4 protein-coding genes are annotated in these 9,143 nt (G+C 72.6%); all 4 read right to left on the bottom strand.

Features of this window, described 5'->3' with window-relative positions:
- Positions 1-84: 84 nt before the first annotated feature.
- A complete protein-coding gene (locus tag ACWC09_RS25765) occupies positions 85-2,370 on the bottom strand; it encodes a vWA domain-containing protein (RefSeq protein ID WP_450852959.1) in 2,286 nt (761 codons plus the stop codon).
- A gap of 340 nt (positions 2,371-2,710) precedes the next feature.
- Positions 2,711-3,901, bottom strand: coding sequence for a hypothetical protein (locus ACWC09_RS25760; RefSeq protein WP_450852958.1), 1,191 nt, complete (start codon positions 3,899-3,901; stop codon positions 2,711-2,713).
- A complete protein-coding gene (locus ACWC09_RS25755; protein ID WP_450852957.1) occupies positions 3,898-6,948 on the bottom strand; it encodes a DEAD/DEAH box helicase in 3,051 nt (1,016 codons plus the stop codon). The genes ACWC09_RS25760 and ACWC09_RS25755 overlap by 4 nt, the downstream gene beginning before the upstream one ends.
- Positions 6,942-8,714 carry a phosphorylase family protein gene (locus ACWC09_RS25750; protein WP_450852956.1) on the bottom strand — a complete coding sequence of 591 codons (1,773 nt, stop codon included), beginning with the start codon at positions 8,712-8,714 and terminating at the stop codon, positions 6,942-6,944. Before ACWC09_RS25750 ends, ACWC09_RS25755 begins: the two co-directional genes overlap by 7 nt.
- Between the last annotated feature and the right edge of the window lie 429 nt (positions 8,715-9,143).

Here is a 9,143-nt window from a genome sequence, read left to right as displayed (position 1 = left end):
TGCGGGCCCGGTCCGTGGTGGTCGATACGGGCCGCCGGGCACGGGCGGAGTGCGCCGTGCCGTGCGGCGGCCGAGGTGGTGGTGTCAGAGTTCGGGGTGCTGTGCCTCGGCCGCGTACGGGGTCCACAGCTCGGGGGAATCGGGCGACGTGGTGTCGTCGTCGACGGCCTTGAGGACGAGGTCGTCACCGATGCGCAGCCCCTGACCGGGAGCCAGGTTCTCCTCGACGGCCCCGTCGGGCATGCGGATGTCGGCGCCGCCGTCGGGGTTGCGGCGCATGCCCCAGGTGCCCAGGTCCGAGCGCTGGACGCGGGGACTGTCGGAGTCCGTGTCGAGGATGTCGAAGCGGTACCAGTTCTCCCGGCCGGGTGTGACCTTGTGGCGTGCGAGTTCCCTGCCCCAGCTGTCCTCGAGGACGAGGGTGCCGCGGGGGCGCCGGGAGGCCCTGCGGCGCAGCCACCGAAGGACGAGGACCGCGCCCACGGCCGTGGCCAGGGCGAGGGCGAGCAATCCGAGCCGGCCCCACGGCACGGTTGGCTTGCTGCTCACGGTCACGGTGTCCAGGAGCTGCCCGCTGAGCACGGCGCCGTTCTCGTCCGTGACGAGGATCTTCCCGCCGAGGGCGCTGCCCTCGGCGGTGACGGGGAAGCTGAGTTGCTCGGCCGAGCCGATCGACAGGCGGACGGTGACGCGGTGGCCGCTGGTGCCGGCGGGCACGGTGACGCGCTGGGGGTCCAGGCGCAGTCCGGCCCCCTTGGTGTCGGCGAAGGCGAGGAACAGTGTGTGGGCGCGGGAGTCCTTGTTGTCGACGGTGAGGCGTGCCTTGTGGGTGTCGCCGGGGTGGAGTTCCGCCGAGCCGAGGGCGAGGACGGCTTCCAGGCGCTGGTTGGGCGTGGACACGGCGGCCGGCTGTGTCCGCACATCGGGTGTCAGGCCCACTGCCGAGACCCGCGACTGGAAGGAGAGGGATCCGGTGGCGGTCCTCGGTACGGTCACGGTGCCGGAGAAGCGCCCGTCGCCGGCGCTCTCGTCGGGGCCCTGGCCGTCGTCGGCGAGGTGGATCTGCACCGCCTGATCGATCCCCTCACCGGTGAGACTGCCGGTGACCTTGATGCCCTTCAGGTCCTGCTTGTCCAGCCGGGTCTCCTGGCGGGTGAGGATCGGCACGTACATCTCGACCTGGCTTCCCGAGGCGGGGGAGTATGCGCTCAGGGAGATCGTCGAGCGCACCGACCCGTGCCAGAGCACGTTGATCGTGGCGAGGCGCTCGCGGTGGTCCTCGGGGGCGTCGAGCTTGACCGTCCAACGGCCGGCGAGGGGGCGGGTGATGCGCAATGACTCGGTGGCCCGGCCCTGTCCGGAGAACGTGTAGGTGGAGTCCGGGTCGCTGGTCGAGGGCTTGATCTCACGGCCGTCGGGGGCGTAGTACTTCGCGGTGACGGCGGCGTCCCCCTTGGAGACGACGATGGTTCCCTCGGTGGCGAGCGGCGAGATACGGACCGTCAGGTCGCTGGGCGGCCGCCCCTCGTCCCCCTTCTCGCGGTAGAGGCAGCGGGCGGCGGCGAACGTGCTCTGCAGCTCGCCGTCGAGGTTCTCGGACTGTACGACGCGGGCTTGCGGACGGGCTCCGGGGACGTTGCGGCAGCCGGCCTGGTAGCCGGCCGCGGCCATCTTCCGCAGCGCGTCCTCGCGGGCGTCGCCGAAGCCGAGGGGCCAGATCTGCACCTCGGCGTCCGCGGCGGCGGCGAGGGCGTCGGCGAGGTCGCCGCGCGCGGCTTCCTCGGCGCTGTGTTCGTCGAGGTCCTTGTACTTCAGACTGTCGCCGACGTCGAGAATGCCGTCGGTGAGGAGGAACAACACGCGCGGGGTGCCGGCGGGCCGGGCACTGAGGTCGGCGACCGCCTGGCGCACCACTTCGATGAAGTCCGTGCCCGCGCCTTCGCCCTCCCCGCGCCGCCGCAGCTTTGCCGCGCACTCGGCGATCTTCTCCCGGCCGATCGTGTCGAGAGGCCTGGTGGGGCAGACCTTGTCGACGGCCGTCTGGCCTTCCTTCTCGGCGCTGGCGAAGCCCAGCACCTCCATCGTCGAGTCGCTGGACGGTTCGCCCAGGGCAATGGCGTTGACCGCCTGGCGCTCCCGGTCGATCTCCCCCGGTGCGAGACTGGCGGACTGGTCGACGGCGACGACATAGTCGACCGGCTTGTCGGCGGCCGTGCCGTTCGGTGAGGCGGCCGCCGCGGTGGGTGCCCCCATGGGCCCCGACAGTGCGGCGGTGGCGAGGACCACTCCGGCGAGCAGTGCGGTCAGGCGCCGTACTGCGGGGCGGGCGGCTGTCGGCACGGCGCGTGGTTCCCGGAACGACCGGCTCATGGTTGCTATCACTCTTGGTGCTCCCCACGACCTCGGTAATGAGGCCTCCCTCGTGAGCCGGGTGGACGCCCTCTCCCCGGGGGCCGGCTCGTGTGGCGATCACTCTAATTTCATCGGCCGATCGTCACGTCCTATTTCTGCAGCACTGTGTGGAAATTGCTCCACGTCGGTCTGAATTCATCACCTCAGTTATTGAAATCGACCTCAGGTGAGCATTTGTGATCGGCACGGATGGATATATCTAGACCGTGGGATTCAATTTCCGGTACCGATGCGCCATCAGCCGTCCCAAGCCATCATTCGTTGACGAGAAGGCTTCCCGCCCGCCGACCGGCCGGCGTCAGCTCTCGGACAGGATCCGGCGCAAACGGTCGGCGAGTGCTCTGCTTCCTTCAGCGCGGGCCGCGGCGTACAGCGTGTCGTCGTCGAGCGGTCCCGGCTCCAATTGAGCGCCCAGCAGACCGAGCCGGGCACGCACCGCCTCGGGTGTGCGCGGAGTGTCCACATAGGTCTCGACGCGGCGCAGCATCTCGCGGCGACGCACCCGTACGTCCTCGCACCACATCTGGAACAACCCTCCGCGCGGCAGGACCACCAGCGACCCCAGCGGGCGCGGCGCGAGCGCGCCCGTGATCCGGAAGGCCTCCTCCGGCAGCCCGACCCGGCACAGACCGCCGTCGGCGCGGCGCGGCTGATGGTGTGCCAGGCCCCGTCGGCTCAGCCAGCGGCCGGCCTCCTCCTCGAACGCCGACAGTGCGGCTCGGTGCGCCTCCGCCAGGGCGCTCACACAGGAGGGAGATGCCTCCAACGCGCGTGAGAGGCGGGGGTCGGGTTCGCCCCGCAGCGGGCGGGTGTAGATCAGATACCGCGATCCGTCGTGCCCTCCCGCGGTGGGCACGACGCACGCGGGCAGGTACTCCACCTCCCGTCCGACCACCTCCTGGAGCTCGATGGCCGCGGGCAGGTTGTAGCGTTCCCGGTCGGCGAGGCCGACGAGGTCCGCCACGGCCCCGGCGCGGAACGGCTCGGGGCACAGCAGCGGTATCGATGCCCGGCCGTCCTGCCCCGCTTCGGTCAGACCCGCACCGGTCCGGTCGTAGTAGGCCTGGGTCAGCGGGCCGGACGAGCAGCCGTCGAAACGCAGCACCCGGCGGTCGTCGAGACCGACCGTGTACAGCGTCCCGTCCCGCCGCGAGCGTTCGCCGAGCGCGGTGAGGGCCAGACTGCCGTCCTCGCCCTCGACATGGCCGACCGCGCGCAGGAAGGCGAGCGCCTGCCGCACGAGCGCCGGATCGAGCGCGAGGAACGACGCCAGCTCCGCAGAGCCGGTCAGCCCGGCCTCGCCGATCCCTCGGATCAGATAGCGGTCGATGAGCTGGTAGGGCTGCGCCTCGGTGACCGTCGCCCGCACCTGCACGCACCAGACGGGGAACAGCACGGTGTGTGCCGAGAGGGGCACGGACCCGAGCACGAAGGCGGCGTGCTCCGCCGCCCGCGCGGGGTGGAATCCCAGCGCTGGGCGCGGGTTCACCGTCCCGCTCCGCGGACCCGCCCCTGCTGCAGACGGGCGCTGAGCTCGTCGTACGGCACGATCTGGCCCTGCTCGTCGACGTGCGCGCGCAGGGCGCGGGCGAGATCGCGGAAGGCGGGGTCCTGGGCCTGTGTGAGGGTGGCCAGGTCGCCGACCAGCACGAGCTGCCGCCTGGCCCGGGTGAAGGCCACGTTGGCCCGGCGCAGTTCGTCGAGGAAGCCCACAGCGCCCTTGGGGTTGCTGCGGGTGAAGCCGTACAGGACGACGTCCCGTTCGCCGCCCTGGAAGGAGTCCACCGTGGCCACATCACCGCCGCCGGCGGCTGGGAAGGCCAGCAGGGAGCGGATCAGCGCGGCCTGGGCGCGATAGGGCACGATGACCGCCCACTCCTCGTCGCGCTCGGCGTAGTGCTGCGCGAGATCCGCGAGCAGCTCGGCCTCGGTGGTGTTGACGAAACCCCGCGCGCCGTCCGCGGCTGACCGGGGCGGCTTGCTCTCGGCACGGTCGCCGAGCGGCAGGGCCGAGGTGTCGACCAGGACGAAGGGGCTGCGGAACAGCCCCGAGGGCAGCGTCCGGCGCCCGGCCGAGGTGATGAGCCGGCCGTCGTAGAAGGCCTGCGAACAGAAGTCGGCCACCTCCCTGGGCATGCGCCGCTGCTCCCACAGACGGGCGACGGCATGCTGGGGCAGGCGTTCCTGGGCCAGTTCCAGGACGCTGGTTCCGATCAGCTCGGCGGCCTCCTGCCCGGCGTGGGCCCGCGCCCAGCGCAGCACCTCCTCGTCGCGGAACGGGGGAAGCTGCCGGTGGTCGCCCACCAGCACTCCGCGTCGCGCTCGCACCAGCGGGACCAGCGCGTCCGCAGTGGTGATCTGCCCGGCCTCGTCGACGACCGCGAGGTCGAACTCCACGCCGGTGAGCAGGGCGGGCCCGGCGGAACCCGTGGTGGTGGCGCCGACGACATGGGCGTAGCGGATCAGTTCGGCGTGCAGCTGGTCGGTGGCCGCCGAGACGTCGTCACGCCACTGGGACAGCAACTCCCGCCGGGCGGTGAGCAGCGGCGCCGCCTGACGTGCCCAGCCGGCGAACGCCGCGAGCGGCCGGTCGTCGGGGGGCTCCGGTCCTTCGTGCGCAGGCTCCGGGAGGGGTGGCCCCTCCGCGACGGGGGCCAGCAGCCTGCGGCAGTGCCCGGCCGCCTCGAAGGCGGCCTCCCGCAGCTCATGGCACTCCCGTCCGGCCTCCCGCAGGGCCGCGTACTCCCGGCGCACCGCCGGATGCTCGCGTGTGGCCGCGTAGAGTGCCGCCTCCGCCTCGCGCCAGGCCAGATCGGCGCGTGCCGTCACACCGTCCTGCGCCGAGGCCGCCGCCGCCGTGCGGGTCAGCAGCAACTCCCGGCACCGCAGCAGTACACGACGTGGCAGGCCCGCCACGGGGTGGTGGCGGGCGGCCGGCCACCGCTCCCGGTGGCGCCGCAGGAACGCGTGACGCCGGGAGAGGCGGGCCTGCCGGCGCCGGGCCCGCCGCAGGCGTGCCGCGAGGCGGTCCACACGGCGCTGGGCCGGACCGGCCACGGACCGTACGGCCGACCGCAGAGCCGTCCGTGCCGCCTCCTGTTTCTCGACGGCGCAGGCCAGCCGGTCCAGTGCGTCGTCCAGGGCCTTCACCCAGTCTGCGGCCCGGCCGCCGTCATGGGTCCGCAGGCGGGCCTCGACCCGGTCGAGGATGCCCTGGCGCAGAGCCGTGGCCCGGGTCTGCAGGAGGTAAGGGCGGGCCGCGTCGGAGACCCTGCCCTCGTGTCCCACCCGGATGACCAGCAGGTCTTCGGGCAGTCGGCTCAGTACGTTGTCCACGGCCGCGTTGCTGTGCGCCGTGACGAGGACGCGGCCCGAGTGGCCGCCTTCGCGGGCCACGGCCCGGACCACCTCGGTGACCACCCTGGTCTTGCCGGTGCCCGGCGGGCCGACGACGACCGACAGGTCCTGGGTCGCGACGGCGGTGGTGAAGGCGGCGCGCTGCCCGTCGTCGAGCCGCTCCACGGGGGTGGCGCGGGCGTGGCCCGCGCGCGGTGGCCGGGTTCCGGCGAGCACCGGCAGCAGCAGCGGATTGCGGGCGGTGCCGTCCCGGAGCGCGGCGAGGGCGTCGGTGCGACGGGTGTGGGCGGTGCGGTTTGCGACCCGTTCCAGTTCCCCCTGCTTGGGCAGATGGCGCCAGTCGACAGCACGGTCGAAGGCCAGGGTGACACGCGCCGTCGCGTCGTCCACGGACACGACCTGGCCTCGCAGGTCCGGTTGCCCGCGCACCTGGAGTACCTCTTCGGCAGCCGGCGTACGGCGACCGTGCAGCGCGAACGTGTGCACCGAGCGACTCGTCAGGCGCCGGTCGGCCGCCGGGACGACGGCGCGGTACGGGAACGGCGGCATGGCGCGGGTCTGCTCGCGCTGAATAGCGAACTCTTTGTCGACGACACGGTCGAGCTCGCGGAGCAGAGCCTGCTCGCGTTCGCCGGGCGCGGAGGTGCGTTTGCCCTGTCCCGGGGCGCGTTCGCCGGGCCTGGAGTCGCGTTTGCCGGGACCGGAGGCGCGTTTGCCGTGCGCCACTTCCTTGCGCAGCAGTTCCCACTGAGCGGTGAGGACGTCCCAATGGGTGTCGGCCCCGTCCGGTAGCGCGGCGGTGGTGTAGCGGGCGCTCCAGCCGGCGGGTCTGAGCAGCAGACAGCCTTGTGCCAGGCGATGGTGGTCCTTGAAGCGCAGCGGTCGCACCGTGCGCATCCGATAGCACCGGGCGGCGGTGCCGGTTCCGGGGCTGCCGTCCGGGACGAGCACGGCCAAGAAGCCGCGCCCGTACAGCAGGAGCCCCGGCTCTTCGCCATGGCCCTCGCGTGCGGCGAGTACGGCGGGTACCTCGCCCCGGTCGCTGAAGTCCGCCGTCAGATCCTCGACGCTGTCGGGCAGGCCGGGGTGGTCCCGGCGCAGACGGCTGAGAACACCGTCCAGAGAGTGCGCCGGGACGACGACCAAGGGACCCGGCAGGTCCACGGGGCGCATCAGCATGCCGGGGCGCCTCCGGCCGACAGCCCGGTGCCCGTCGTACGAGCGTGGAAGGCCTCGGCCTGCAGATCCGCCGCGCTCTGCCGGAGCCCGTCGGCCAGCGCTGACGCGGTAGGGCGCGCGGTGGGGTCGGCGTCCAGAGCGGCGCGCATCAGGCGCTCCAGGCTCGGCGGTGCTGCCGGAACGTGGACGCGCACGGGTACGACCGCTCCGGCTTCGGGCGCCACCCCGCTGATCAGCCTGTAGGTGAGCGAGGCCAGTTGATAGACGTCGGTGGGCGGGCCGAGCAGGTGCGAGCGGAAGCCGGCCTGCCACTGTTCGGGGGCCCGGTGCTCCTGCGGCCCCTCGCCAGGCACCGGCGGGCGGAACGCCAGGCCGAGGTCCCGCAGCCGCAGCGCTGTGCCGTCGACGACCTGGACGGCGGATGCGTCCAGGCAGCGGTGGGCGAACCCCGCGCCGTGCAGGACCTCCAGCGTGTCGGCCAGGTCGGCCAAGGCCGCCACGATGCGGTACAGCAGGCTTCCGGGCAAGGGCCCGGCTTGCCCGTACACCTCGGACAGGGTGGGCGCCGGCCCGACCGCCCGGCGGTCGGCACGAGGCCAGGGCAGGCACAGCAGGGCGCTGCGCGGCCCCAGGGTGCGGTGGACTCCGGGCACCGGCAGCCCGGGCCGCGAGGCGAGTCGACCGAGCAGGTCGTTCTCTCGGCGCAGGGCCGACAGGGCACTGTGCGTGGAGCGGCCGCCGCTGCCGACGAGGAGGTCGACGCGGCGCAGCCAGCCGAACCGGTGGCGCACGCGTGCTCCGGCGGCGCCCACACGCAGGGCGCGGCCGCTGAACTCCCGGACCGTGCCGTCGGGCGTGACGCCCTGCCCCAGCCCTTCCTCCTGCAGCAGGTAGCCGTCGCCGGCCACGTCCACGATCTCACCGGCCCGCCAGCCGCCCGGCCCCGGCGGCCGAGGCCGCGGTCCGCCCGGGGGCGGGTTGGATGTTCGGGCGGCCACGCCGTCCGGCGCGGCACCGTCCTGCCCCGGGTCGGGGTCGTCGAGCCCGCGGATCATGCCGACCGCGAAGGCCGCGGCCCGGCGGGCGGCGGTGCTTTGTCCCCCACGCCGATCGGCGTCGTGCTTGTGGCCGTCCGCCTTGTCGCTGATGCCCCGGACGGTCACGGCCGGGCAGGTGCCGGACATCTGCACCGCCCGGGCCATCCCGGCGCTCTCCATCTCAATGGCGACCGCGTCCTCGTAGTGGTCGCGCAACTGGTCGCGCAACGAGGACTCGGAACTGTTCAGCACCACTTCACCGGCTGCCACTGGCTTGAGGTGGACCTCCGGCACGGGGTCACCGGATCCGTCACCCAGTGCGCGGGCCCAGTCGCCCCGGCGCGTGTGCATGGCCAGCTGGGCCAGGTCGTGAGCCAGCTTCCAAGCCTCCGGCCGTGCGCGGAAGACACCGTCCTCCTCTTTGCCGCCATGTACGGCGTACACCTTGGTGGCCACTACCACGTCCCCGATGGCGACACTGTCCTTGAGGCCGCCGGCGACCCCTACGAACATCACCAGCCGTGGCGCGAACAGCTGCACGGCCTTGGCCGCCACGACGGCGGCACCGTCGTTCCCCGGTCCGATCTCGGCGAGGGCGACCTGCCAGGGGGTGCCGTCCACCCAGCCCATCCGGTACCTGGTGCCGATGTCGTCGCGCGGGCCCCAGCGGTGTCCCGCCAACTGGCTCTCCACCGCGTTGAATTCCACACCCAGCGCGGTGAGCACCACGACGGTCGCATCGCGCTGAATTGCTGCTTGTACGTCTTGCACAGGATTTTTCCCCCGGATGCTTCGTGGTCGAAAGCACCGTCACTGTACCGGCGGCGGAACAGTCGGCAGGGGCGAATTCGCGTTCCGCATATATGCGAAGCGACCGAGTGTGCGAACGGAATCGAAAATGTATTCCCCGTATTTCTCCTTTCCGTGAAAGCCGCAAGGGGCACGACCACGGCAAGGGACGCCGGCGTGTGGCCCGGTCGACGCGATCCGCAGATCTTCGAAGCCCACGTGGAGGTGGTCGAGACCGTGATCCGAAGCCCGGCGGCGCGGCGAGGTGACCGTCGACGACACCCGGCAGGTCGCCCGGTCGGTGGTCGCGCCTGGAGGGCAGGTGCGTTCCCCTGTGGGAGAACTGCCTGGCACTGCTCTCCGCGCACC

It is taken from the genome of Streptomyces sp. NPDC001617 (assembly GCF_053596855.1).
This window is presented reverse-complemented; position numbering and strand designations above follow the sequence as displayed.